19 protein-coding genes are annotated in these 25,704 nt (G+C 41.0%); 7 read left to right on the forward strand and 12 right to left on the reverse strand.

Annotated elements, in window-relative coordinates:
* Positions 1–42: 42 nt before the first annotated feature.
* Positions 43–1,563: an acetaldehyde dehydrogenase ExaC gene (exaC, locus tag ACSSVW_RS00440; protein WP_074988712.1), complete on the forward strand. Its 1,521-nt coding sequence runs from the start codon at positions 43–45 to the stop codon at positions 1,561–1,563.
* Positions 1,564–1,687: 124 nt separating this feature from the next.
* Positions 1,688–2,173: a GNAT family N-acetyltransferase gene (locus ACSSVW_RS00445; protein ID WP_421420169.1), complete on the forward strand. Its 486-nt coding sequence runs from the start codon at positions 1,688–1,690 to the stop codon at positions 2,171–2,173.
* 446 nt (positions 2,174–2,619) lie between these two features.
* On the opposite strand, the gene ACSSVW_RS00450 is transcribed toward ACSSVW_RS00445, so the two are convergent.
* Positions 2,620–3,093 (reverse strand): hypothetical protein, encoded by a 474-nt coding sequence (locus ACSSVW_RS00450; protein ID WP_454178609.1) that lies wholly within the window; start codon positions 3,091–3,093, stop codon positions 2,620–2,622.
* Positions 3,094–3,329: 236 nt separating this feature from the next.
* Here ACSSVW_RS00450 and ACSSVW_RS00455 point away from each other — a divergent pair, with 236 nt between their 5' ends.
* Both ACSSVW_RS00455 and map read left to right on the forward strand, forming a co-directional pair.
* Positions 3,330–3,548 (forward strand): ParD-like family protein, encoded by a 219-nt coding sequence (locus tag ACSSVW_RS00455; protein ID WP_036972307.1) that lies wholly within the window; start codon positions 3,330–3,332, stop codon positions 3,546–3,548.
* Positions 3,529–4,320, forward strand: a complete 792-nt coding sequence (gene map, locus ACSSVW_RS00460; RefSeq protein ID WP_074988715.1) for a type I methionyl aminopeptidase — start codon at positions 3,529–3,531, stop codon at positions 4,318–4,320. The genes ACSSVW_RS00455 and map overlap by 20 nt, the downstream gene beginning before the upstream one ends.
* Here map and ACSSVW_RS00465 read toward each other — a convergent pair.
* From ACSSVW_RS00465 to ACSSVW_RS00475, 3 genes are all read right to left on the reverse strand, one after another.
* On the reverse strand, positions 4,317–4,778 hold the full coding sequence (locus ACSSVW_RS00465; RefSeq protein ID WP_036972305.1) for a hypothetical protein: 462 nt from the start codon (positions 4,776–4,778) through the stop codon (positions 4,317–4,319). The genes map and ACSSVW_RS00465 overlap by 4 nt on opposite strands.
* A gap of 127 nt (positions 4,779–4,905) precedes the next feature.
* The gene (locus tag ACSSVW_RS00470; protein WP_244223161.1) at positions 4,906–6,075 is read right to left on the reverse strand and encodes a BamA/TamA family outer membrane protein; all 1,170 of its coding nucleotides are present in this window, start codon (positions 6,073–6,075) and stop codon (positions 4,906–4,908) included.
* A 56-nt stretch (positions 6,076–6,131) separates the two neighbouring features.
* Positions 6,132–6,926 (reverse strand): hypothetical protein, encoded by a 795-nt coding sequence (locus tag ACSSVW_RS00475; RefSeq protein WP_454178610.1) that lies wholly within the window; start codon positions 6,924–6,926, stop codon positions 6,132–6,134.
* A 503-nt stretch (positions 6,927–7,429) separates the two neighbouring features.
* Here ACSSVW_RS00475 and ACSSVW_RS00480 point away from each other — a divergent pair.
* Positions 7,430–8,938 carry an arylsulfatase gene (locus ACSSVW_RS00480; protein ID WP_454178611.1) on the forward strand — a complete coding sequence of 503 codons (1,509 nt, stop codon included), beginning with the start codon at positions 7,430–7,432 and terminating at the stop codon, positions 8,936–8,938.
* 55 nt (positions 8,939–8,993) lie between these two features.
* Here the strand turns inward: ACSSVW_RS00480 and ACSSVW_RS00485 are convergent, their stop codons facing one another.
* The 6 genes from ACSSVW_RS00485 to ACSSVW_RS00510 all read right to left on the reverse strand — a co-directional run bounded on the left by ACSSVW_RS00485 (position 8,994) and on the right by ACSSVW_RS00510 (position 17,892).
* Complete coding sequence (locus ACSSVW_RS00485) at positions 8,994–11,234, reverse strand: tetratricopeptide repeat protein (protein WP_454178804.1); 2,241 nt, start codon at positions 11,232–11,234, stop codon at positions 8,994–8,996.
* 132 nt (positions 11,235–11,366) lie between these two features.
* Positions 11,367–13,415, reverse strand: a complete 2,049-nt coding sequence (locus ACSSVW_RS00490) for an alpha/beta hydrolase family protein (protein WP_036972302.1) — start codon at positions 13,413–13,415, stop codon at positions 11,367–11,369.
* A gap of 73 nt (positions 13,416–13,488) precedes the next feature.
* The gene (locus ACSSVW_RS00495; RefSeq protein WP_036972301.1) at positions 13,489–13,674 is read right to left on the reverse strand and encodes a TonB-dependent receptor; all 186 of its coding nucleotides are present in this window, start codon (positions 13,672–13,674) and stop codon (positions 13,489–13,491) included.
* A 617-nt stretch (positions 13,675–14,291) separates the two neighbouring features.
* Positions 14,292–15,518: a threonine/serine exporter family protein gene (locus ACSSVW_RS00500; RefSeq protein ID WP_036972924.1), complete on the reverse strand. Its 1,227-nt coding sequence runs from the start codon at positions 15,516–15,518 to the stop codon at positions 14,292–14,294.
* A gap of 149 nt (positions 15,519–15,667) precedes the next feature.
* Positions 15,668–16,888, reverse strand: a complete 1,221-nt coding sequence (locus ACSSVW_RS00505) for a glycosyltransferase (RefSeq protein WP_074988719.1) — start codon at positions 16,886–16,888, stop codon at positions 15,668–15,670.
* Positions 16,885–17,892 (reverse strand): LacI family DNA-binding transcriptional regulator, encoded by a 1,008-nt coding sequence (locus ACSSVW_RS00510; RefSeq protein ID WP_036972298.1) that lies wholly within the window; start codon positions 17,890–17,892, stop codon positions 16,885–16,887. The genes ACSSVW_RS00505 and ACSSVW_RS00510 overlap by 4 nt, the downstream gene beginning before the upstream one ends.
* Before the next feature lie 184 nt (positions 17,893–18,076).
* Here ACSSVW_RS00510 and ACSSVW_RS00515 point away from each other — a divergent pair, with 184 nt between their 5' ends.
* Complete coding sequence (locus tag ACSSVW_RS00515; RefSeq protein ID WP_454178805.1) at positions 18,077–20,500, forward strand: S9 family peptidase; 2,424 nt, start codon at positions 18,077–18,079, stop codon at positions 20,498–20,500.
* A 324-nt stretch (positions 20,501–20,824) separates the two neighbouring features.
* Here the strand turns inward: ACSSVW_RS00515 and ACSSVW_RS00520 are convergent, their stop codons facing one another.
* On the reverse strand, positions 20,825–23,191 hold the full coding sequence (locus ACSSVW_RS00520; RefSeq protein WP_421420178.1) for a TonB-dependent receptor: 2,367 nt from the start codon (positions 23,189–23,191) through the stop codon (positions 20,825–20,827).
* Between the two features lie 833 nt (positions 23,192–24,024).
* Between ACSSVW_RS00520 and ACSSVW_RS00525 the strand changes: the two genes are divergently transcribed.
* The gene (locus tag ACSSVW_RS00525) at positions 24,025–24,642 is read left to right on the forward strand and encodes a LysE family translocator (RefSeq protein ID WP_454178612.1); all 618 of its coding nucleotides are present in this window, start codon (positions 24,025–24,027) and stop codon (positions 24,640–24,642) included.
* A 45-nt stretch (positions 24,643–24,687) separates the two neighbouring features.
* On the opposite strand, the gene ACSSVW_RS00530 is transcribed toward ACSSVW_RS00525, so the two are convergent.
* Positions 24,688–25,596, reverse strand: a complete 909-nt coding sequence (locus ACSSVW_RS00530; protein ID WP_065978962.1) for a LysR family transcriptional regulator — start codon at positions 25,594–25,596, stop codon at positions 24,688–24,690.
* Between the last annotated feature and the right edge of the window lie 108 nt (positions 25,597–25,704).

Consider the following 25,704-nt stretch of genomic DNA (forward strand, 5'->3'; position numbering starts at 1 on the left):
ACCGCCTAAATAAAATACAACAATTTGAAGAGAGAACACATTATGATCTATGCAAATCCAGGCAGTGAAGGTGCCAAAGTTAGTTTTAAAGCGCAATATGAGAACTATATTGGAGGGCAGTGGGTCGCCCCCGTTAACGGTGAATACTTTGACAATATTAGCCCAGTAAACGGTAAGGTATTTTGTAAAGTACCTCGTTCAAGTAAAGAAGACATCGAACTTGCACTTGATAAAGCCCACGACGCAAAAGCAGCATGGGGCACAACATCGGTGACAGAGCGTAGTAATATTTTGTTAAAAATTGCGGACCGTATTGAGCAAAACCTCGAAATGCTCGCAGTGGCTGAAACGTGGGATAATGGTAAAGCTATTCGCGAAACCCTTGCAGCAGATGTTCCGCTAGCGGCGGATCACTTTCGCTATTTTGCGGGGTGTGTGCGTGCTCAAGAAGGATCAATTGGTGAAATTGATGAAACCACAGTGGCGTATCATTTTCATGAGCCTTTAGGGGTTGTCGGGCAGATTATTCCATGGAACTTTCCACTATTAATGGCTGCGTGGAAACTCGCTCCAGCACTTGCAGCGGGCAACTGTGTTGTTTTAAAACCTGCCGAGCAAACACCCGCATCAATCCTTGTTTTGCTCGAAGTGATTGGTGATTTATTACCAGCAGGTGTATTAAATGTTGTGAATGGCTATGGTAAAGAAGCGGGTGAAGCGCTGGCAACCAGCACACGCATTGCAAAAATTGCTTTTACTGGATCAACGCCTGTTGGTTCACATATTTTAAAATGCGCCGCCGAGAACATTATCCCTTCGACTGTAGAGCTCGGTGGTAAATCGCCCAACATTTTCTTTAATGATGTGATGGAAAAAGATGATGCATTTTTAAGTAAAGCCATTGAAGGGGCTGTACTTGCTTACTTTAACCAAGGTGAGGTGTGTACATGCCCATCACGTTTGTTTATCCAAGAAGATATTTACGAGCAATTTATTGAACGTGTACTGGCGCGCACATTACAAATTAAACGGGGTAACCCGCTTGATACCGAGACCATGGTAGGGGCGCAAGCATCACAAGCGCAGTTTGATAAAATTTTAAGCTATATTGAAATTGGTAAAAAGGAAGGCGCCGAAGTACTTACCGGTGGTGAAGTAGAGCAGTTATCAGACGAGCTTAACGGGGGCTATTATATTCAGCCAACGCTATTAAAAGGCACCAATGATATGCGTGTATTCCAAGAGGAGATTTTTGGACCGGTGATTTCTATGTCTACTTTTAAAGATGAAGATGAAGCATTAGCGCTGGCCAATAGTTCTGAATTTGGTTTAGGAGCTGGTGTTTGGAGTCGAAATATGAACCGGGCTTATCATTTTGGCCGCAAGATTGAAGCTGGCCGTGTTTGGACAAATTGTTATCACATGTACCCGGCACATGCGGCATTTGGTGGGTATAAAAAGTCAGGGATTGGTCGCGAAACACATAAGTTAGCGCTTGACCACTACCAACAAACTAAAAATCTATTAGTAAGTTACAGTGAAAATCCACTGGGCTTCTTTTAAAAGCAATTTCTTATTGTTGTCGAAACTACCCAAACGCCACTTTAGTTAGTGGCGTTTTTTCATCTATTTGTAATGCGCTTTTTCTGCTATTAATCAATTATTAATAGCAGGGAGTAAGTTAATAATGATAAGAAAGACGACAATAGATGATAGCGAAGCGATTGCTGAAATTTATAATTTTTATGTTCTTAATAGCACCGTGACCTTTGAAGTTGAGTCGGTTACTGGGGTCGAAATTGCAAAACGTATACAGGCCAGTCTTGATTCTCATTTACCATGGTTAGTTGCTGAGGTTAACGGCAAGATCATTGGCTATTGTTATGCAACACCGTGGAAAGCGCGTAAAGCATATCAACACTCCGTTGAAGTCTCGATTTATTTAGATGCGCAGTGTCAGGCACAGGGAGTGGGTACACAACTTTACACTGCACTTTTCACACATTTAAAGACGCGTAATCTGCATGCTGTTATGGCAGGTATTGCACTACCTAATGCTGCCAGTATTGCATTACACGAAAAGTTTAGTATGAAAAAGGTTGCACATTTTCAACAAGTTGGAAAAAAATTTGATGATTGGATTGATGTTGCATATTGGCAGGTTATTTTATAGCTGACATAAAAAAGCCCAGCGAACACACAAGCTAGGCTTTCGACAACAATACGGTTGAGTAACCACGTGTGCAGTCACTCACAATAAAAAAGCTTAGAGAACACACAAGCTAAGCTTTCGACAACAATATGGTTGAGTGACCACGTGTGCAGTCACTCACAATAAAAAAGCTTAGAGAACACACAAGCTAAGCTTTCGACAACAATATGGTTGAGTCACCGCGTATGCACTGACTCGGTATAAAAAAGCTTAGAGAACACACAAGCTAAGCTTTCGACAACAATATGGTTGGGTGACCACGTGTGCAGTCACCCGGAATAAAAAAGCTTAGAGAACACACAAGCTAAGCTTTCGACAACAATATGGTTGAGTCACCGCGTATGCACTGACTCGGTATAAAAAAGCCCAGAGAACACACAAACTAGGCTTTTGTGACAACAATTCGGTTAAAGAGCTAAGTTTTGCTTAGCGCGGTTTAGGTTGTGATTAACTAAATCATTACCTGAGATTTTCACCGCTTCATAAAAATCTGCTAGAGCAGCCGTGTCGTTTTTCGACATAATGCGCGCAATACCACGGTTACTTAAAGCGAATGATGTAAGTTCACGGCGCTTATAGCCGCGTACTTCGCTTTTGTTAAGAAGCTCAATTGCTTCTGTGCAAAGTGATTCTGCGTGACTGAAGTTCTTTGACTTCACGCTTGCTGCACAACGATTAAATGCAAGTTCATATTGACGATTTAAGTCAGTTGATTGTGTTGTGTCTGCTAACACAGCATCATACTGGCCTTGCATAATGGCTTGCGATGAATCTGAGTCATTGATAACCATTAATTTATAGTCACTCTGATCAGCGATTGCGAAAGCTGAACAAGTAAGTAATGAGCTAAGGGCAAGTCGTTTTAAAAGTGGTTTAAACATGGTTAGTTTCCTCGTTAATCGCAGCATCATTTGTTGATGAGTTAACTTTAGAGTAATCCATCTAAACCGACAAACGATTAAAATAAACCTGATAGATGAATTTTTTTAACTCATAGCCTGTTTGTGTAAAAGGGCGAGCGACCTGAGTGTGTTTGATTTAAAGGTGAAATAAATAACGCTTGCAATTTCATATTTTAAATATACGATCCGTATATGTTTCATATATTGGTGATGTGATGGGTATTGTTAAAATTAGTGATGAACTGCATGAAGAAATCCGTAAAGCAAGCACGGCGATGGTGCGTTCAATAAACTCGCAATCAGAGTACTGGATTAAAATAGGTATGTTAGCCGAGCTCAATCCAACCATGACCTACAGTGACATTATTAAAGAACAGTTACAGCTAGCGGATGTTGCTGTTAAGGAAGGAATCGATGAAAAAAGTGGTAATTAAAACACAGGACGAGCTGGCGCTCATGCGTGAATCGGGGCGCTTATTAGCCAAGGTGTTCGCGTATTTAGACCCTCATGTCAAAGCGGGGGTAACCACAATGCAAATTAACAACCTTGTTGAGCGCTATATTGTTGATGAATTGCAGGCAAGGCCGTCGAGCAAAGGCCAGTACGATTATCCTTATGTGCTAAATGCCTCTGTTAACGAGGTGGTATGTCATGGTTTTCCAAATGAAAAGTGCGTTTTAAAAGATGGAGATATCGTCAATATAGATATCACACTTGAAAAAAATGGCTTTTTGGCAGACTCCAGTAAAATGTACATGATTGGGGCGGTTTCACCGCTGGCAACGCGTCTGGTTAATAAGACTCAAGAGGCGCTGTGGCATGCAATCAACATGGTAAAACCAGGTGTGCGGCTTGGTGATATTGGTAACGCCATTGCAAATTTTGCTCACCAACAAGGCTATAGCGTGGTGAAAGAATACTGTGGACATGGCATAGGGCAAGAAATGCATGAAGGACCCGATGTGCTCCACTATGGTAAAAAAAATACCGGATTAGTGCTTAAAGAAGGTATGACATTCACCATCGAACCTATGATTAATCAGGGAACGGCTAAAATAAAAACCAAACCAGATGGGTGGACGGTTGTTACTCGCGATAAAAAACTTTCTGCACAGTGGGAGCATACTTTGGCGGTGACATCTGCTGGTGTGGAGGTGTTGACCTTACGTGAAGAAGAGCAACACTTTTTAAATCGCCTAAGTTAGAACGACACTTCGGGTGTTGGCTCTTCGGATAACCAATTTAAGGCAGCCGTTTTTGATTTGAATATGTTCATTGTCATTCCGGCTTTTTTATATAAGTTGCGGTACGTTTCTCGGAGCAGGTTTGCGCCTTCAAGTTCATCTGAAATCACCAACGCGGTTTTTTTTGAGGCGACACCTTTACGTTTTAGTTCTGATAAATACACCATCAGTTTTTCAAGTGCCCCCGGTGTTGCCATACATGAGTTTTCAAATTCAACCAATTCATACCAGCCTCCGTAGGTATCAATCAATTTAGTAATGTAGGCTTGTTGAATAAATGAATGCGCGTCGATAATTTCTTCGTTAAACGGTCCAGTCGCTGTTGCAAAGAGTGTGTGCTGATGTTGATAAAACTCAACTAATCCATGAGGTTTAAAGTTTTTATACGGAAAATGTTTGGTCGAGGCTGTGCTGCGCATAAATTCAATCCCTGAAACACTAATATACTGATTTATTATTAGTTTATTGATAGTAGCAGTTAATTATCCAACTTCAACCTTTGTGATTACACCATTTTCAAATGTTAGATTTAAATTTTAGGTATAACTACCATGTTGAACCCGCCTGAATATAGATAGCATTTTGTTCTGGGCCATGCGCTACATCTAAGCCAATACTGATACCATAATGCTCGTCAATTAAGTAACGAAAGCCCGCGCCTACTGTATTTACGGTGTCTGCTTTTGATAAGTCAGAAAAATTGTCGGCAGCCCAACCCATACCCGTAAATGCATTTAGTTTTATTTTATGAGTGACCTTATAACTGGCTTCTGCTTCAGTGACAAATACATTAAGTCCTTGGTAACGCGTAGCCGATACACCGCGCAAACCAATACTGGGTGGAATATATACGGGTAAGCGTTTGTCGCCTCGGTTATTAACCGAATCGTATTGCATACGTAATGCAAAGTTAAACTTATCGGTATAACGCCAGTAATTAAGAGCGGTTAATTTTAAACTGGTGTAATCGACCTTACTGCCAATCGCCTCATCGAAATATAAGTACTCGGCTTTATAGTTAAAGCCACGCTCAGGGTTAAGCGGGTTATCTCGGCTATCGTACTCTAATAAGGGGCCAATACCTGAAGTATTTACATCGAGCGAAAGGTGTTCTTTGATGATGCCATTCTCAAGCAAAAAATCTTCAATGGGGTTCTCTGCCAAGCTAATGTCCACCTGACGATAAATTTGTTTGAAGCCATAAAAAAAGTTGCTGTCTTGATACCGAAGTTTTAAATTTTGAAATAGGGCTGGGCCTTCAATATTGAGAGAAAGTGGTGTAAGTAGTTTTATTTCGTCAAAGGTGTAAAAGTCGAGGTTTATACTCGCCCAACCAATAATACCTTGGTAGCGAATACGGTCTTCATCCCAAAAGGTAATATGCCCAACAGCCGCTCCTTTGGTGCCATTTTTTGTGCCCATAAGACCCACTAAGCTGATGCTTTGTGGCAAGGTCGACCCTTCTTTTTTCTGCTTTTTTTTCTTCTTTTCGTTATCGTGAAAAAATAGCCCAACGACACCTAATCCAGGCCCGACGGCAGGCTCTGTAATAAAAGTTGGAATAGGTAAAAAAGAAATCGGTTCATCCACTTTTTGTTGCTGATTACTTAATTGCGTTTCTGCTGGCTTTATCGCGTAGTCATCATAGCTGGAAGCAACACTATGGGTACTCACGAACCATGCAGCCGCTAAATTTATTAGTACAACGTTTCTCACTTCTTTTTTACCTCAGTTTTGTGTTTTGCTTCCTTGGCGTTCGATTATCAATGTTTTTATAGCTGGTAGTTAAACTCCAAGCGATGGTCACCGTCCATGAAATCGACATTTTCATTCCAGTTTGCAAAATACCGCAGATTCATGCGTGGATTAATTTGGTAACTTGCAGCAAATTCGTGGGTTAGGATATGACTTTGATCAAGGCCATAATAATGGTCTTTGTAGGTATCACTTCCTCCAATGGTTGTTAACCAGAAGGGGTTGTAGTTCAGCCAGATTTTGTCGGAGATAGTGACTTTCGCGTACATACCTATTAACCCATACGCTCCCATAATTGAGTAGCCACTGTCTCGAGAACCATCGTCCTCACGTGCATTTTCACCCAACGACGCACCAACCCCAGCTAATGGATAAAACGAGAAACGTCCCATAGGTTTGAGTGCCTTAATATAGCTGTAAGATACATCCATACTTTCGTCGGCAACCAAATTCGCATTCAGGTTATAGGTTGCGTCTATTTGAGTGGCACTCATGGTGGTTAAATCAACAGAAAAATTACGGAAACGAAATGAATCGATTGAGTCTGTAGTTTTGCTATCACTGTCCCAACCTAATGTATCTCCGTAGATCCCTTTTACTTCAATGACATTCATTCCTGCGGTAGTTGCAATACCGGTGTCGTATGCTTGACCAATTTTAAGGTTAAGGCCTTTATTGGTTGCACCTATACCCACCTGTGTATATACAGCGAGTGGATCCGACATATCCTGTACTGCTTTTTCGTCAGCGGCAACCACGCTAAGAGGCACACTCAATGAGCATAAAAGAACAGAAAAGTACTGTGAGTTCATGTGTTGTCCTTACACAAAATAGAGATAAAAAATAGGTACTTTAAGTACTTATAGTCTATTTGCTCGATGAGTTCAATAATCGAGCTGATAAAGTTAGTAGGTTACAAGCGAAGCATGGGATAGATCAATTTAGGGCAATTTATTCATGTAAAGAGCGTAAAAAAAACCAGTAAAAAATCCCCTCACCACACTGCTTACACCAGAGCCTTAAGTGCATGTTTAGCCGTTTATAAATTTACAAATAAGGGCTGCTAGCAGCGATATCCACTGTGCTGTCTCCTTCATTTCATACTTGATTGCTTATTTGGTTGCTGAATAGGCATTTCTAAATATTTAAAAGTTAATAAAATCAACTTATTAATAAGGGCTGTGTGGATAAAAGAAAAGTTGATTTAAATCGTGTTTGCCTAATTTAGAAACTAGAAATGGTGGCTTTTTCATCTATACTGATTGTTGATTCATCATGAGACTATGATGTTATTAACAATGAAAAAGGATGATTTATGAAAAAACTACTCGCGGCAGCTATTTGCAGCTTGGTGTCCACCATAAGCCTTGCTGCAGATAAACCAAACGTGTTGGCCATTATGGTTGATGACGTTGCCCCAATTTCACTTAGTGCATATTCGCATGGTATGACTTACCCGACCCCAAACATCGACCGAATTGCTAATGAGGGTGCGCTTTTCACAGATCATTATGCGCAACCAAGTTGTACAGCAGGGCGAGCGGCATTTTTAATGGGTCAGTTACCAATTCGTACAGGTTTAACAACGGTAGGCCAGCCCGGTAACCCGTTAGGAATTAAAGAAGCCGATCCTACATTGGCTGAATTCTTAAAAGACCGTGGTTACATGACTGCTCAGTATGGTAAAAATCATTTAGGCGATTTGGATGAACACTTACCAACTAAGCATGGCTTTGATGAGTTTTACGGTAACTTGTATCATTTAAATGTTTCTGAAGAGCCAGAACAAGCTGATTACCCTAAAGATCCGAAGTTTATAAAACAGTTTGGGCCACGAGGGGTTATTGAGTCATATGCTAATGGTAAAATTACGGATACAGGACCACTGACGCGTAAACGAATGGAAACGTTTGATGAAGAAGTGTTAGAGCGTTCGCTCAATTTTATGGAACGCGCTGTTAAAGCTAAAAAACCATTCTTTATTTGGCATGCCACTAGCCGCATGCATGTTTATACGCACTTAAAACCAGAAAGCCGTCATTTAGCAACCGATATTAGCTCGGAAGAAGATATTTTTGGTAGTGGTTTAATGGAGCATGATGGGCATGTTGGCAAACTGCTGGACAAACTGCTGGACAAACTGGATGAGCTAAAAATTGCAGATAACACCATTGTTATTTACACCAGTGACAATGGTCCAGAGCAATCAAGTTGGCCTGATGCAGGCACAACCTCGTTCCGTGGTGAAAAAATGACAACCTGGGAAGGGGGTGTTCGCGTCCCATTTTTGGTTCGTTGGCCTAACAAAATTCCGAAAGGCTTAAAGCTCAACGGTATTTCATCACATGAAGATGTTTTTCCGACTATTGCCGCTGCGCTCGGTGAGAAGAACTTACGTGAGAAACTGAAAAAATCAGATAAAGTTTATATCGATGGTGAAAATAACCTTGATTACTGGACTGGTAAAGCTGATAAATCTGCGCGTAACTTTTTCTTTTATTACTATGAGTCGCAGTTAACTGCTGTTCGTTTTGGCCCTTGGAAAATGCACTTTGCAACGAAGCCAACCGGTATTTACTACGATGATATGATCACTCACAGTATGCCCAAACTGTTCAACTTACGTAAAGACCCTTTAGAGCATTACGACGGGGTAACGGGTTTTCACCAAATCATGCGTAAGAGTTGGTTATTGCAACCTATTATTGCCAAGTTAAATGAGCATGTAAAAACGTTTGTTGAGTTCCCGCCTCGCCAAGAAGCAGCCTCACTGAATGTAAACGAAGCAATAGAAAAAGCGAAGTCATTAAATTATGGCCACTAAAGCCAAACAGAGTCTGTAATAAATAGGGCCTTTTTAGGCCCTTTTTATGGCGTGTTTATTTACCAATACTGTTCATCATTTCTAGTTGTTGAATAAACTGTTGAACTTGCTGATTGCTCGGTACAAGGCGCGCTAAGTTTCGTGCATAGAAGAGTGCTTGAGCGTAGTTTTCTTCACCAGCATACCACTGGGCTAAACTGTAACTGATGTCTGGGTTATTTGGTGCGAGTGTGAATGCATGTTCAAGGGCCGAAATGGCATGTGGCATGTCACCTAAGTCTTGCAACAACAACGCATAAGTAAAAGAGTAATTGGCATTGTTTTTTGCAAAATTAGCGGCATTTTTTAAGTGACCTAACGCAGCCTCTTTTTGCTTGGTGCGAATTAAGCTCATTGCCAATGCATAATGCAAATCGGCACTTTCATTATTTACATCTAAGCCTTGTTTCAAGGTTTTCTGGGCGGCCTCCTCATTTCCTTGATTCCGATATAAGTCGGCTAAGTTAACATAGGCAGGTGCAAAAATTGGCTCAATGCTGATTGCTTGCAGATAATGTGCTTTGGCTTCCTCTGGTTTTTGTAGAGTAAGGGCGAGATTACCTAAGTTGGTATGTGCGTACCCGCGCTCAGCTTGATACAGCTGGGTTTGTTTATATTCATTAAGGGCTTTATTCAGGCGCTCAGAGTCTGGTTCATTCAATCCACTTGGAAAAGCCTCCATTAGCATAGGCGCTAAGGCGCGGGCTGCTTCTGCTCTTATGGGAAGGTGCGTGTCATCAAGCAGTGGATTGAGCATTCGCCAGCGTTGGTTGATGTCAAAAGGCATTGCCGCTTCAATAGCTGCTTGGCGTTTCAGCGGCTCAGGATCTTTTACTGATCGCGCAATCGCAACTACGGCATTGTTATCGGGGCTGCTTGCTAAACGGCTCAGTGCCGATGCGCGAATAATGTCAGGAAATGATTTGTCTTGCACAATTTTTGTCAGCATGGCTGATGCATTGGGTAACCCATTATCAGCGACATGGAACGCCTGTGAAAAGTGCTCTTTGCCTAAATGTGCTGAATTTGGATGCCAGTTCCGTATCTGCTTTACTGCCCACTGAGGTGTTTTATCTTCATGGCAGCTATTACAGGCATTGGGTGCATTGGTTTTAAGAGTTAGGTCTGGACGAGGTACGCGAAAACTATGATCGCGTCTGGCATCAACTTGCATGTACGTAGTAGCGGGCATATGACAATCAACACATTGGCTACCTTCACTTTCGAGTTTATGACCGTGGTGCTCGGGTGTATCGAAATCGACTTGGCTGTGACACTGTGTACAGGTTTGGTTGCCGGGTAGTTTTAGCTTTCCTGAATGCGGGTTATGGCAATTACTACAGGTTACGCCTGCATTAAACATTTTACTTTGTAAGAATGAGCCCCACACATAATTTTCATCCCACACTTGGCCATCAACATGATAGAGCTCAGGCGTAAGCAGCGATCCGCGAAAATCCTGTAAAAAGCTATGGGGATCACTTCGGTCGTTAAGTTGCGAACGACGAGCATGACACGTTGCACAGACTTGAACTTGGTCGCTTTTTACGAGAGGTTGCACGCTTTTCATGCTGCCGTCTTTTTGGGTAGTGAACAACGGCGTTTGCGTATTTATATTGTTAGCAAAGCCTTTATCTGTTCTTTTTTTATCACCATTTGCCCATTTTAAGTGTTCAGTTGTATCGCCATGGCACGCTTTACAGCTGATGTTGATAGCGCTGTAGGTTGAATTAAAGCGGTTGGTGTTAAGATCGAATTGCTTTTTAAATTCAGTTGAATGGCAATCGGCACACATGTGATTCCAGTTTTGTCCTTTTTGTGACCAGTGAAATAAATCATGTTGTTTTTGCTCAGGATGAAGCACAAACCAGCGCTGCCCGCCGTTTTCCTTACTACGAGAATCCCACGCAAACGGAAAAAGCTGAATGTGGCCTCCTCCCATATCAAACATATATTGCTGCAGTGGCTCGTAACCAAATGTATATAAAACGGGATAGTCAGTCAGTGTGCCGTTAAGGTTTGGCATAGCAATAAATAGCTGTTGGTCGCGTGTATAAAAGCGTGCTTTTTGATCTTGGTATTCAAGTGTTTGATCATCAAAGTTGCCAAGCACTGTGGCCGGTGTGGCTTTTTCCATTGCATGAAAATGGTGTGATGTTTGCCAATCCTCGACCTGACTTTGATGACAATTAATACACGCAGGTTCTGCGAACACTTTCACAGCAACGAGACTGATAAAAATCCAGATTAGGCGCATCACTGAACAATTCCTTTTTATTTTTTTAGTAAACCTATTAATGAGTTATATCAGTTTGAGCTGCATAATCAAAGTACAGTATTAAATTAAAAACGCCCTGCTTTTTAAGGACAGGGCGTTTAGGGAAGTGCTTTATTCTGCTGCTTGTTTACGTGCTTTTAATTTTGCAGCATGGTCAATTTCAAATTCAGGCATGTCTTTATTACCCTTCATTAAATAGTTATCCATCCAGCGCATTAATCGTAAGCTGTAATCGTATTGAGCAGCCACTTTTCGGTTGCCGTGGCCTTCGCCTGGGTAATACACCAAACGCACATCTTTACCTTGTACTTTCATGTAGCGATATAGCTCCATTGATTGAGCAGGGTGTACGCGAGGATCATCTTTACCGTGCATAATAAGTAGCGGTGTTTTAGATTGACCAGCCCAATATATTGGGCTGCGCTCTAAGTACCACTGCCATTTATCCCACGGGTAAGAACGCGCGTGAACAAGGTTCATTTCATTCGAAATATCAGTTGTACCAAACTTAGAGAGTTGATTCGAAACACCCACAAACATGACGCTGGCAGCAAAGTGCTCGGTGAGCTTAGTTGCAGCCCATGCAGAGGCATAACCACCGTAAGAGCCACCGGTAATACCCACACGTTTGCTATCAACTAACCCCATTTCAACTAAATGGTTTTTAAAGTCGACAAGGTCATCAAACTCTTTACCTGCATAGTCGTTTTGGCCAAGCTTAGAGTAGTCAACCCCTTTACCTGTTGAACCGCGGTAGTTTGGATAAAACACTGCATAGCCGCGTGCTGCACCCATTTGCCCTGGGCGAGAGTAATTGGTTAACCAGCCATTTTTGTCATGACTTTCAGGCCCACCATGCACCGACATAATGAGTGGGTAACGGGTTCCTTCTTGGTAATCTAGTGGGTAAATTAATACCCCTTCAATGTCTACACCGTCGCGCGCTTTTAGCGAGATAGTCTCTTGCTTTGCAAAGCGTTTATCGCTCAACCAGCTGTTTGAATCGGTTAAGCGGGTGGCTTTATTACCGCGAATAATAAAGACTTCGTTCGGGTGCTGCGCCGTATTAGCGCGAACAGCAAGTGTTTTGTCTGAGTCAGATACGCTTAGGTTTGTGGCAATAAATTTGCCTTCTTTGATAATCTTTTTGTACTTATTGCTACCAGTTTTAATACTCGCAATAAAGCTTTCAGTGCCCACATTGGCTATAAAATTAAGTGTATTGCGTTTATGAGACCACTCAAAGTCAACAACATGCCCCATAAAGTTTGGCAGCCACTCAGTGATTTCGGCTGTATCAGTGTCGGCTATAAATAAGCGACCTGTGGCTGGGTCGTGTTTGTCTTCGGCCCCTAAAATAGCAATATATTTACCATCGGCAGACAGCTCAGCATCGCCTAGCTTGCCTTCTGTTTTAAAAGACAGAGTGACTTCATTGCTTGCAATATCATACAAGTGCCACATTGATTTAGTGTATTTATCATCAATAAGCGCTGTTGGTTGGGTTTTAACAAGTAGTTTTTGACCATTTGCAGACCAATTCATATCACTGACGTAGTCATTTACATTCAGTGCTGTAGGCTTTAATGGGGTGTTAGAGTTCGCTAAATCGACAATAAACAGCGCTTTATTATCCAGACCTAACTCATAAACTTCAGCCATAAAACCAAGTTTTTTTAGTTCTTTTTCAGACTTGTCTTTTGCTGGTAATGCCAAAATAGCCACATGTTGGTTATTTGGGCCTAATTTATAGCTTGAAATAGATGTGCCTTTTAACGACAACACTTTTTGCGCTTGGCCACCATCAACAGGGATTTGGTACAGGGAAGTGTATTCGTCATCATTCAATTTAGCTAAAAAGTACACCGTTTTGCTGTCGTTAGACCATTGAATGCTTTTGATATTGACCTTACCTGTAATGTAAGGACGTTCAACGCCTTTGTCGTCAACAATGAAAAGCTCACTGTAATTGTGGCCATTTTTATCTTTATATAATGTGCGCGGGACCGAGCGTGTAAAGGCAACATTATCGCCATCTGGGCTGACACTGGTTTGAACGACAGATTGAATCAATGGGATATCATCAATCGTGATAGTATCGTTGGCTACAGCAAATGTGCTAGACAAACCAACGGCTAAGGCTAAAACTGACTTTAGCATAGTGTTTTCCTTCGCTTGTTTTATTATTGTCACCGATTATAGCAATATGAAACAGGATTAGTAACGAATGCGGTTAATGACTATACCGAATGCCTAAATAGAAGCGACGACCATTTTTGTATATGCCTGTTGGAGCATACTGATTGCGCTCATAGGTATAGGTTGTTTCATTGGTGAGATTGATAGCATCAAAAATAATATCAAACTGTGTTGTCAGCTTAATAGTTAAGTTACCATCGAGTTGCCCAAAATTGTCCATTCTCTTGAATTCGAACTTATGTTTTATTATTTAGTTTTAAGTGCTTAGCTGCATACACAGAGCACTTAACGGGTGTCAAACTAACGCAACGTATAGCGTGCTTATTTTTCTTGCTCTGCCAAAAGGTAGCGCTGTCATAAAGTTTGAGTGGTTATTAAACGCTTTTCTTGATTGGGGAGTCTTGAATTTGAGTGAAAAGTTGTGAAATGTTAAAAATCAATTAAATTTAGACTTTTGTTTTGTTTAATATATTGATTTATTAGTATTTTTTATTTTTATTTTTGTTGGTTATTTTAATGAGTTAAATTTACTTATTGTTTTTTAGATAATTAAATAGCGGACATTCACAACTTTCAGATGAAAAAGTGGGCAAATTTAAAAACGATTCGATACTGATTAAAAGAAGCTGAGAATAAACACGAAGAAGGAAATTTTAAATTGTCGCGGGGCACCTAGGTATTTTGTTTGTATCAGTTATGCAGTAACCTCGTTTTTAATGCGAAGCTTTAATCCATGGCGAACTTGGTTTTCTTTAGAAGGGGTGTTTTCTTTACTTTACACGCTTGCTTACGACTGCCGGTAACCAAAAAGCCCGAGTAAACTCGGGCTTATATAAATTACAAACTCTTTTTCGGTGGCAGCGCAACGTTGGCGAAAATTAAACCCGCTACTAACGACATAAAAATCAAGAATGTTTGCTGACCTATGTGCTCGGCGTACACAAAATCTTGACCTTCAATCAGCGAGTTTAGGCCAATGTAGGTCTTGCTCCCCGGGACTAACACGATTAATCCTTGCATGGCGACGATAGAAGCAGGTGCATTCGCAACACGGTTAAACAGGTTACTAAAAATACCAACCGATAATGCCCCTACAAATGTACCCAAGGTGTAGTCAAGATACATTGCTGAGCCAATGCTTGTACCATATGCAATAAAACCTGATGCAATTGACCATAGCGCATGTTTAAGCTTGGTTCTAAATATCACGATTAAGCTGCTACATAACATGAAAATAGCCAGCCATGCGGTCCACTTGGGTAATGGTTCTGGTTGCACAAAATCGGCTTGTCCGAAAATCGCAAACCCGATACCAATACCAATAAAAGCACCAAAATAGAGTTTAAACAGCAACATAAAGGAATCCATGACTCTGGCTGTTCCCGACACCAAATGCCTCGCTGCAAGTTCGGCAAAGCCTAACGCTAAAGCAAGCCCCGGTATAAACACAATAATGGCAGAGAGAACAACTAACCGAATATTAATTTCGGCATCGAGGTACACACTCACTGCACACGCTAAAATAGCGGAAACAATGGCCACTAATGGTTCAAGCATATGAGCAACGCGCTTAGAACGTGTTGACCAAAGAACAAATAAATACACCACTAAAGTCAGCAGTGCAGACCAAAATACATCATTCCAACTGGTGCCCATTAGCATTGCAAATGCACCACCTGATGTTGCAAACGCAACGCCAGTGGTAAATTTGTTGTAAGGGTTTGGCATGGTGTAAATAATGTCGAGCTGTTTATCAACCTCTTGCAAGGTTAACTCGCCATTGAGCATTTTATTTACCAGATCATCGGTATCAGCAAGCGAGCCTAAGTCATGATCACCCGGATCAACGCGTGCAACATGGGTGTACTCTTCTTCGTGGCCATCTGTCCAGATCACAAACGTCACTGAAGTAGGCGACATGACGAAGGAGGATTTTAGGCCAAGATATGTTGCGACTTCCATTAAGTGCGCTTCAAGTCGATATGCTGGTGTGCCATATTTATGGAGCATTTTACCCAGCTTAACGATAAATTTTCGTTTTTCAGTAAACGTTGCGTTTTTCAAAGGCGTTTTGAACCAAAGGTTAAATTGTTCAGTTAAGGATAGACCAAATTTCAATAAGATATAGTCTGCAAAGCAGACTATAAAGCTTAAATTTACCAGCGCGATTTTAGCGACAAACGCTACTATGTCTAGTGTTATTTAGGGGTAATTTACTTATTTTTTGCTTCAATCCATTGCGCCATATATTGTGTTGAACGCATTGTGTGATGTTTCAGCATTTGCCCTGTGAAATTGTTGTGTCTATGGCTTATCAGTGACTCACTGACGTGTTCAATTTTAGCCATTAATTGCGCTTCAAGTTTTGATTTATCATAATATTTTTGCAATAACTGTTTGCCATATTGCTGAGCTTGAATAAACGCAGATTCATCTTTGTAAAGTGCTACGGCGGCGTCGGCAAATTGCTCTGCATTTTCGCAAACTGTACCTGGCCACGGCTCGTTTAGGTGCATGCCTTCACTGCCAATTGGGGTGGTGACACTCGGCGTTTGCATGATCATCGCTTCCAGTAACTTACCTTTAATACCGGCACCAAAGCGCAGTGGCGATAAGCATACGCGAGCATCTTCCATCACTTTATAGGCATCATCTGCCCAGCCTTTTATTAAAAATCCTGTTTTAGGGTTATTAAGTGCCGTTGCTTTAGGCGGTGGGTAAGAGCCATAAATATGTAATTCGGCGTCAGGTAACTGCTTGCGGATCAACGGCCAGATTTGTTGTAAGTAAAGGACTGCATCCCAATTTGGGGCATGGCGAAAGTTACCAATCGTCATAAAATGCTGGCGCTCATTAAAGGGTTTTGTGTTGGTCGGAAGCGCTTTTAAGTCGACTAAAAATGGCAAGTGATGCAATAACGCACTATCAACGTTGAATACATCGTTTAGTAATTGCATTTCATAGTGCGAGATGATCAAACTAATATCTGAGCGCAAAATAGCGGCTATTTCACGTTTGGCAATATCACTGTGTAAGTCTGCAAAGCTGAATGCACGTCCTGCTTTATGTGCCTCGTGGCGAGCGTTTCTTAAGCATTGCAAGTCTTCTGTGTCGAGGATTTTTAAAGCATTGGGACAGTATTTATCTACACGCCAACCAAATTGCTCTTCCATCATGAAGCGATCAAACATCACGATATCGGGATTATAAGCTTGTACATACTGATCAAAGCTGGCGCAGTTTAGGGCAATGACTTGGCTGGTTATGCCTTCGTTTGCAAGGTCAATCATGTGCTCTGTTTTTTGCGCTGGGCTGGCAAACTCGACCTGCCAGTTTTGTGCTCGAAAGGCGCGCAATAGCGACATCATGTGGGTGCCGGCGGCAGAGGAGTTTGGCTCTGGCCATACATAGCCGATCACTAACACTTTTTTCATTGACTTGAGTCTCGTATTTGTAAATTGACATCCACCAAAGTGCGGACAGGTGGTGTCGATTGATTAAGAAGTTCTTTTAAAACTTGGCAAGTGCGCTTACCAATTTCATCGGCATTTATTGCTATGGTTGAGAGCGATGGTAGCATTAATCGCGAATCTTCAAGATCATCAAAGCCAACAACTTTAATGTCTTTGCCCGGTTCTAATCCATGTTGGCGCATTGCTTCAATGGCACCATAAGCAATCACATCGTTAAAGCAAATAATCGCTTTGATATGTGGGGATTTTTTGATCAAACTGTTGAATGCTTCGCGGCCACCTTGACGATTTGTTTGTGCCTGAATAACACGTTTGTCTTCGCTTATATTAAATTGTTTAAGCGCTGATAAAAAACCACTCAGTCGCTCATGGTAGTCTGATATTTCATCTACACCACCTAAAAAAGCAATTTCTTCAATACCTTGCGACAGGATATGGCTGGTAGCAATATGAGTGCCTTTTTTGTTGTCGGGTAAAACGCACGGTGCTGCCGAAAAGGGAACCTCACGCATTATATTAATTACAGGAAAGCCGCTATTAATCAGGTCATCTTGCCAGCTTTGTTCGGTGCCAGGGGCCGGGCACATAATAAAAGCAGACACATTGTATTCTTTTAGAGTTTTTACAACTTGCTTTTGTCTTTCTACACATTCGGCAATATTTACCAACATAGGCAGCATCCCTAAATCGTAAATATGCTTCTCTAAGCCTACTGCTAGTTGCGCTGAGTAGGGGTTGGTTAGGTCATTAATTACCAGTGCGACAAGATTCGAGCGCTTACTTCGAAGTGCTGCGGCGTCTCGATTATATACATAACCAAGCTTATCGATGGCAGTCAGCACTTTTTCTTTACTTTTATTACTGACTTTATCACTGTTAGTGAGAACCAAAGACACGGTAGATTTTGATACTTGCGCTTCTTTGGCTACGTCCCAAATAGTGACTTTGCCCGTTGATTTTTTCATTTTTGTCTAGCGAAAAGTAGCGAATATAGTGTGCTTATATTAGCGTAATTTAGTGATTTAAGTCACTGATTAGCTGCCAAAAGAGTCGAAACTCTTTATAAAATGTCTTAAACTATTTTCTTAGTCGGAAATAAAAACGAAAAAAGGAACTAACATGAAAGCATTAAAATTGCTTTTTACGCTGATGATTGGCGTGTCAGTTTGTACTTCAAGTTTTGCCAATGAAGGGTATCAAACACCTTCACCTGCCTTGGCTTCGGTTGTCGATGCTAAATTAGCACCCAGTAGTTATTTATCAAATGATGCCGAGTGGTTGGCATTATTTGATAGAAAACGTATTGATACCCTACAAGATCTTGCGAAAGAAGAACTAAAACTCGCCGGAATTAAACTCAATCCTGCCAATTTTTCGCGCTCACGTGAGCGCGCTATATTTACGTCTCTGGTGCTAAAGCATGTTGAAACAGGGAGTGAAATTACGGTATCGGGTTTACCCAATGGTTTAATTCGCTCGCCCAGTTGGTCAAGCGATAGTCAATACTTAGCCTTTGTGATTGAACAAAAAAATAGTGCCAATTTATGGGTTTATAACGTCAGTACAAAACAAGCAAGGCAACTCAGTGATACGCCGTTAAACTCAGTATTAACGCGTACTCCTTACATGTGGTTACCCGATAGCAGTGCTATCGTTGCAAATGCGGCTGTTAATTTAGGTAAAACCCGTTTAACCAATGACAGCACGGCTGTCGTTCCGGTAATTCAACAAAGTACAGGTGAAAAAGCACCTGCGCGCACTTATCAAAATTTATTAAGCAGCCCCTTCGATGAAGCGCAGTTTAAGTTTTTTGGTCAAAGTCAGCTTACTTATATTCCATTGAGCGGCCAAGCGCAGCCAATTGGTCAAGCTGGGTTAATTAAGTCGTTTTCAGTATCGCCCGATTCAACCAATATTTTGGTGGGTATGATCGATGAGCCTTTTTCGTACCAAGTTCCATACCAACGCTTTGCTGCTACATGGCAAATTTGGGGAATGCGCGGTTACACCTTGGCTGAGCTGGCAAAACAGCCGCTAGCCGACAATATTCCCCAAGGTTACGACAGCGTTCGTACTGGCCGTCGAGATTTTCAGTGGCGTTCAGACCAAGGTGCCGAAGTCATATGGGCAGAAGCACAAGACGGTGGCGATATGAAAACAGACGTAGCGCACCATGATTACCTTTATAGTTTGCGCGCTCCGTTTAAACGTGAACCTAAGCTATTTGCTAAAGTTGAGCGTCGCTTCGACTCAATAGAGTGGGGCAGTAACAATGTTGCTTTATTATCTGAATGGCGTTTTAGCGACAGACAAATACGCACATTTGTTATACAACCTCGAAATGCCGATAAAAATCGCGTGCTCTTTTCTGAGCGCAGTTACAATGATGCTTATAAAGATCCAGGTTACCCAATCTACGAGAAAAACGACTTAGGTGAAAGTGTCATCAAAGTGGTTGGCGGTCGTTATATTTATTTCCGTGGTAATGGGGCGTCTGAGCAAGGAAATATCCCATTCTTAGACCGTTACGATGTAAAAACAAACTCAACAACCCGTGTTTGGCAATCAGCTGCACCTTATTACGAGCGTGTGCGTGCGATGTTAGACGATGAAGGCGAGCGTTTGATCACCATACGTGAATCAAAAACAGAGCAACCAAATTTCTTTATTCGTGATTTAGATAACGACAAACTCACTCAATTAACAACGTTTGAGCATCCTTACCCTGAGTTTAAAGGCGTAACTAAAGAGCTTATTCGTTATAAGAGAGAGGATGGTGTTGAACTGAGTGGCACACTTTACTTGCCGCCGGGCTATGACAAAACCCAAGGAACGTTACCTGTACTGATGTGGGCTTACCCGCTTGAATACAAAGATAAAGCGGTGGCATCGCAAGTGCGCGAATCACCGTATGAGTTTACTTACATTGGGTATTGGGGGCCTATGCCGTACCTTGCAAAAGGGATTGCGGTATTTGATGACCCTAAAATGCCAATTGTAGGTGTCGATGGTAAAGAGCCGAATGACCTTTTCCGTACTCAGCTAGTATCGAGTGCGCAAGCCGCTGTTGATGTATTGGTTGAAAAAGGCATTGCCGATAAAGACAAAATAGCGATTGCTGGTCACTCGTATGGTGCTTTTATGGTGGCTAATTTACTAGCACACAGCGACTTATTTAAAACGGGTATTGCCCGCAGTGGTGCTTACAATCGCACATTAACGCCATTTGGTTTTCAAGGTGAAGAACGTGATTTTTGGCAAGCTCAAGATGTGTATGCAGCAATGTCGCCATTTTTCCATGCTGAGAAAATCAATGAACCTATGTTGATGATACACGGCCAAGAAGATCCAAATTCAGGCACGTTTCCAATGCAAAGCGAGCGCATGTACGCCGCATTAAAAGGCCTTGGCAAAGAGGCTCGTTTAGTTATGTTGCCTTATGAGGCGCACGGCTACCGTGCCCGTAAGAGCTTATTGCATGTGCTTTGGGAGCAAGAGCAGTGGTTAGATAAATACTTATTAAGTGATGAAAAGGAAGCAGAGCCAGTTGCTGCTGAAGGTGTTACTCAGTAATTAGCAAAATACTTATATTAAGAATCCCCGCCTTTTAGCGGGGATTTTTTTGAGCGGCTAAAGCTGAAGTTAATGGTGGTCAGTATTACCAATTACGATTTAACGAGTTTGAGCTGCATAGAATTAGTTGTTGAAAAAATTAATCACTAATTTTTTAATTTTTATCAACGAGATATTTTTAAAGTCGCTAACTTAATTAATACAATTTATATAACGGTCGTTTTATATTTTTGGCGAACTTATCTGAGCTAAAAATAAATTGGTTAATAGCGTGTTGAAAAAATAATGCCGCTTAGAAAGCGGCATTGACTCTTTAATTGTTATTTACATAAAGTTGTAATCTAAACGTATGCCAATGCTACGCTCGGGTAAAAAATCTATGTATTTTTGAGCGGTTGTTCTATTACTACGACTTCGATCTCTTTTATACTTAATCGCATCATTATCGAAGACATTATTTAAGTGAACGCTTAATTTCACGTTTTCGTTGACCTCATAACGAGCTGATAAGTTAAATACTTCATAACCAGGCACTTCATCTCCAGGTTTGGTATCAAAGTGCGTGTTGTATTTACCATATGCTGAGACGTCACCACGAATAAAGAATGGCTTGTTATTAATGTCAAATTCCTTATCAATTGCGATATAAGCATTATATTTAGGCACCATCGTCATTTCTTGACCTTTAACGCCACCGATTGTTTCATTATCTTCAGTAAGTTCAGAGTTGGTATAAGAGGCATTTACAATTAATGCTAAAGTATCTGTTAAGCTTGCTTTTGACTCAAACTCAAGCCCTCTAGAACGTGCTTTTCCTGCATTTGCGGTATAAGAGAACCCACAAGAATCCATGTAAATACTCGTCTTAATATCACTCCAGTTTATTTGATAAATAGCAGAGCTAAAGTTGAACTTACCATCGAATAATGAGCCCTTTAAGCCAACTTCATAGTTATCGATTGAATCAGATGTGAAGCGAGCTTTACGATTCTTAGCATTAACATCATTTACACACGCTGCGGCTAGTGGGCTATTGTTACCACCTGGGCGGTATCCTTCAGAGTAAAGAGCATAAATTGAATAATCATCAGTAGGTTGCCAAGAAGCGCTAAATTTAAAGCGATTTCCTTGTTCTTCACCGCCTATCAGTGTTTTATCGTTTGACCACACACCAATTTCTTCAGTGCGTTCAAAATCTTCTAAATTGAAATGGCGAATACCCGCATTTAACTCAATATTGCCAAAATCGTCTGTTTCAATTTGGTACGCTACATCTGCAAACAGCGCAAACTCTTTTGCCCACTCGCTGAACACATGATAATTCCAAATTTTATTAGGATCGTCAAAGTTATCTAAACCGATTTGCTGGGCATCGTCCCCCCACCAGTAAAGTGCAGCAGCTGCTGTCCTGTCACCGCTTTCAATATATTGCCATTGATGACCTGGAGAGTCAGGTCGCCATGATTTATCCCAATAAGCACCGACAGTCCAACTTAAATTGCTATTTAAATCGAAGTTCTGAAGCCTAATTTCATGGGTAACGCGGGACAGCTCTTGATCGTTTATTATCCATGTTTTAAACATATCAGAAGCATCTAAACGAGACCAATCATCCAGCGAATCAGATTTTACTTTTCGGTATGAACCAGCATAAGTTAATGAAGCAACGTCGGCTATATTATCAACATCAACAGTTAAGCTATATAAATTTGTAGACTCTTTATCCCAACCATCGAGTAAATTATAGAGAGCATATTTATCATCAGCACCATGAATAAATCCACCACCTTGAATACAATCTGGGCGATTAAATGTCGGATCACATGTTATTTTAGTGTCTGAGATATCATAACCGTACTTAGCTGAAGCATCTTCATCATAAGATAATTCATAGTAATATCCTGGCTTTGAGGTATCTCCCAATGTTGCGCCATTAGCAGAATACTCATCATGCACATAGGTGAAGTTAAGTGCTAAATTATCAATTGGTTGCCATAATAATTGACTTCGAATAAAACTACTTTGACTTTTACTCTGTTGGCCTGTTGCTTGATTGACATAAGGACGGACATCGTTGGTTATATTACCTGTCACTCTTAATGCAAGGGTATCGTCTAATAGAGGTACATTAACACCTAAAGATAAGCTGCTGTCAAAACCATCTACATTATTTTCACTTGAGCCTTCAATCGTACCAAATAACTCAAATTCATCTAATTGTGGTTTTTTAGTGATAATGCGAACCGTACCACCGATTGCATTCGAACCGTATAATGTACCTTGTGGGCCGCGTAATACTTCAACTCGCTCAACATCTGTGAGGTTTGTAAATTCATACGGGATATCATCAGTGAATATGGCTGTTGTATCTGGCGATGCGCTATTCCCTCCGCTTAACCCTCTTAAAATTAACTGACCACGAGGTGCTGCAGCACCAGCTAAAGTACGGTAAATATCAGATGCATCAAGGTAGTTTCGATTGGCAATCTCAACTGCAGATACCGCTGAAATACTCATAGGTATTTCTAGGATTGTTTCAAGTTTTTTACGCGAAGTAACCGTTATTACTTCTAGATTTTCCTCTTTTTCAATTTTATCTTCTGTATCCATGGCTATTGCTGGAACTGCATATAAATGACCTAAAATCACAGTGGTTAAAATAGTTTGTTTTGTTAATAGAGTGTTTTTCATTGATGTTCCCAGTGTTTTTTTGTTGATATTCTATTAACGACGTTAATTTAAATATTGGTATTGTTCAATCTATTTAACCCTTTTTTGGGGAATTGTTTTTCTGATTGTTTTTTATTTTGGAATTAATTATGTCTTTTTGTTTATTTTTACATGCTAAATAATGAGATTGACCAACGTGTATATTGTTTTTGTGAGTCGTTAGTCGTGCTTACGGAATTGCTCATCAGGCAATGGTCTTTTTTTGGTGATGAGTTTTTTTAATTGTTCTCTCAAACTGCACATTCGAATCTTTCTTCAATTAAATTATCCCGTCAGATAAAGCTACAGAGCACTCATAGGTATTTTACAGAGAAGGTAAAAAGCTCAGCGCAACAAGTTTGCAGTGATCACAGGGGTCATTGCTGTTTAGGTAAAATACTAAATTCAGTTTCACGCGGAAAATTAGTTATAGTGTCTGTACTTATCGAAGCTATAAAGTAGAGCTGAGTTTAGTTGACTGAAGATGAAGCGCTTGTGCAATAGCCATCGCTATCACAAGAAATGGAGTCCGATACAATGACTACTCGTGGTCGCGCTGTATGTAATAATGATCTGGCTTGATTATTTGCTGCAATAGAATGTGTTGCCCAAGCTAATGGTATAGGCTTTTTGGTAGCTTATATTTTAGTAACGAAGATCGTGGGCTAACTAGCTCCCTATATTAATATTGCATTACCAGTTTTTATGAGCTTTAGCGCATTGAAATGTGAGTAATCGCGTGTTTGTTTGCTTATTTAATTGAATGTGTTTAAATCGCTTTCCTATTTTTTCAGTATTCATGATGTGATTGGTTTATGCTCGATTTAGCAGTACTTGCGGTTTTTATTCCTACTTTCTTTTTTGTCTCTATTACACCAGGTATGTGCATGACTTTAGCGATGACTCTGGGTATGAGTGTGGGGGTAAGGCGCACATTGTGGATGATGGTGGGTGAAGTGCTTGGTGTGGCAACGGTGGCAATTGCGGCTGTTGTGGGGGTTGCCAGTATTATGCTTAATTATCCTGCGTTGTTTGCGGTACTAAAATATGTTGGCGGTGCGTACCTTATTTACCTTGGAGTCAATATGTGGCGCGCAAAAGCCAGTTTTAAGCCCGAAAATGAAACCGAGCAGCAAATAGGGCGCGGACAACTGTTTTCACAAGGTTATATCACTGCCATCGCAAACCCAAAAGGGTGGGCGTTTATGATTTCACTCTTGCCCCCTTTTATAAATGTAGAATTAGCCGTTGCCCCGCAGCTTGCTGTATTAGTAAGCATTATTATGCTGAGCGAGTTTATCTGTATGTTAATTTATGCCATGGGTGGTAAAAGCTTGAGGTTATTTTTAGATAAAGGCGACAATTTAAAATGGCTAAATCGTATTGCCGGTGCGCTTATGATGTGTGTAGGTGTTTGGCTCGCACTTGGATAATACCCACGCGCTTATTTTAGCGAATTGGTATTATCCATACTGGCCTTAATCAACAAATTCAACCTGTTTCGATACATCATTAAAACAGTGTTTTATGGTTTCTATCGCTGTTTTGGTTTTTGCAGCTAAGCTGTCTCTTGCTGGGGTAACTGCATACACGGTGTAGTTTGGCATGGCCCATTCGGGCGCGATTTCGATGAGTTCTTTTGTTCTTAATAAGTGTCTCACTTCAGGCTCTGGCAACACGCCATAACCGACCCCATCACAGACCAGCGCAATTAAACTTTGCATGTTATTGACGTTTATTTTTGCCTTGGGCAGCGGTTTACTTTCAAGCGTTAGTGGATTAAATGCATTGCTGTCGGCGTATGTATGTGAAATACGGGCGAACTGATGTAAATCATCCCAACTGACTTTTTTAAACTTAGCGATAGGATGATCTCTGTGGGCGCAGAGCTTTAACGGCCAGGTTGCGAGCTTTCGTGCAATCAGATTTGAGTTTGTTAATGGGCCTATTGCAATGGCTAAATCTGCGCCACTTTTTATCATATCGATTGGCTCATCAGTTAAAATTAACTGAATACGTAAATCATCAAACTCGTTTATTAGGCGCTCGAGCGGTTCACTTAAAAGCCCTCCACCAAAACCGACGGGGGCCACTAACTTTAATTCGCCACTGGGTTTACTTTGTAAGTGTTGTAATTGCGTGCTGGCTTGATCTGCAAGTGCCAGCATCTTTAAACAGCTTTGATAATACAAATGACCGGCTTCGGTCAGCGTCAACTCTCGCGGGCTGCGATTAAATAAACTTAACCCGATTTCCTGTTCTAATTGTTTTATATGTTGGCTTACAGCCGATGTCGTCATTGATAACTCAGCAGCAGCACTGCTCATATTGCCTGTTTCAACAGTACGAGAAAATACGCGTAGTGTTTTGATTAGCTTGGAATTCATTGTTCAGGCCTTCTTAATTCAGTTTTAAGAAATCGTAAATTGTTAAAACGGGGACTTCTCATTAATATTGCAAACGCTAATTATTATCATTTATAAACAAAAAGTCAC

Source organism: Pseudoalteromonas sp. MBR-15, assembly GCF_053628915.1.

Bases quoted from the DNA above. Each gene is read 5' to 3' on its own strand.
- exaC (WP_074988712.1), top strand. From the start codon at position 43: ATGATCTATGCAAATCCAGGCAGTGAAGGTGCCAAAGTTAGTTTTAAA.
- ACSSVW_RS00445 (WP_421420169.1), top strand. From the start codon at position 1,688: ATGATAAGAAAGACGACAATAGATGATAGCGAAGCGATTGCTGAAATT.
- ACSSVW_RS00450 (WP_454178609.1), bottom strand. From the start codon at position 3,093: ATGTTTAAACCACTTTTAAAACGACTTGCCCTTAGCTCATTACTTACT.
- ACSSVW_RS00455 (WP_036972307.1), top strand. From the start codon at position 3,330: ATGGGTATTGTTAAAATTAGTGATGAACTGCATGAAGAAATCCGTAAA.
- map (WP_074988715.1), top strand. From the start codon at position 3,529: ATGAAAAAAGTGGTAATTAAAACACAGGACGAGCTGGCGCTCATGCGT.
- ACSSVW_RS00465 (WP_036972305.1), bottom strand. From the start codon at position 4,778: ATGCGCAGCACAGCCTCGACCAAACATTTTCCGTATAAAAACTTTAAA.
- ACSSVW_RS00475 (WP_454178610.1), bottom strand. From the start codon at position 6,926: ATGAACTCACAGTACTTTTCTGTTCTTTTATGCTCATTGAGTGTGCCT.
- ACSSVW_RS00480 (WP_454178611.1), top strand. From the start codon at position 7,430: ATGAAAAAACTACTCGCGGCAGCTATTTGCAGCTTGGTGTCCACCATA.
- ACSSVW_RS00485 (WP_454178804.1), bottom strand. From the start codon at position 11,234: ATGCGCCTAATCTGGATTTTTATCAGTCTCGTTGCTGTGAAAGTGTTC.
- ACSSVW_RS00490 (WP_036972302.1), bottom strand. From the start codon at position 13,415: ATGCTAAAGTCAGTTTTAGCCTTAGCCGTTGGTTTGTCTAGCACATTT.
- ACSSVW_RS00495 (WP_036972301.1), bottom strand. From the start codon at position 13,674: ATGGACAATTTTGGGCAACTCGATGGTAACTTAACTATTAAGCTGACA.
- ACSSVW_RS00505 (WP_074988719.1), bottom strand. From the start codon at position 16,888: ATGAAAAAAGTGTTAGTGATCGGCTATGTATGGCCAGAGCCAAACTCC.
- ACSSVW_RS00510 (WP_036972298.1), bottom strand. From the start codon at position 17,892: ATGAAAAAATCAACGGGCAAAGTCACTATTTGGGACGTAGCCAAAGAA.
- ACSSVW_RS00515 (WP_454178805.1), top strand. From the start codon at position 18,077: ATGATTGGCGTGTCAGTTTGTACTTCAAGTTTTGCCAATGAAGGGTAT.
- ACSSVW_RS00520 (WP_421420178.1), bottom strand. From the start codon at position 23,191: ATGAAAAACACTCTATTAACAAAACAAACTATTTTAACCACTGTGATT.
- ACSSVW_RS00525 (WP_454178612.1), top strand. From the start codon at position 24,025: ATGCTCGATTTAGCAGTACTTGCGGTTTTTATTCCTACTTTCTTTTTT.
- ACSSVW_RS00530 (WP_065978962.1), bottom strand. From the start codon at position 25,596: ATGAATTCCAAGCTAATCAAAACACTACGCGTATTTTCTCGTACTGTT.